General features: G+C 61.8%; 1 protein-coding gene. It reads left to right on the top strand.

Going from position 1 to position 573, the window contains the following annotated elements; translation table 11 throughout:
• Positions 1-573: SNF2-related protein (locus ACU8YC_RS25825; RefSeq protein ID WP_446896084.1), on the top strand; the 573-nt coding region annotated here is incomplete at both ends.

Here is a 573-nt window from a genome sequence, read left to right as displayed (position 1 = left end):
ATCACACACAATGACCGCTCAGGCATCGTTTCAGCCCGGCAGCCTTGTTTCCGCGCGGGGCCGCGAATGGGTCGTCCTGCCCCAATCAACGGATGAAACGCTGCATCTTCGTCCCCTCGGGGCAAGCGAAGAGGATGCGACGCTCATCTATCTGCCTATCGAGCCGAATCCGGTCGGACCCGCGACTTTTCCGTGGCCCACTGTCGACCAGGCGTCGAATTTTGCAGCGGGCCAACTGCTGCGCGACGCCCTGCAGTTGAAGTTGCGCATGGGCGCCGGGCCATTCCGCAGTTTCGGCAATATCGCAGTCGAGCCGAGGGCCTATCAGTTGGTGCCGCTGCTGATGGCGCTTAAGCAGGACGTGGTGCGCCTGCTCATCGCAGACGACGTGGGTATCGGTAAGACTATCGAGGCCGCACTCATCGTCCGTGAACTCCTAGACCGTGGTGAGATTTCGCGCCTGTCGATACTTTGCCCGCCGCACCTGTGCGAGCAATGGCAACGCGAGCTTAAAGAGCGGTTTCACATCAACTCGGTGGTCGTGCGCGACACCACGGCTGGGCGCCTCGAGCG

The organism is Citrobacter sp. VF227, from assembly GCF_052950715.1.
This window is presented reverse-complemented; position numbering and strand designations above follow the sequence as displayed.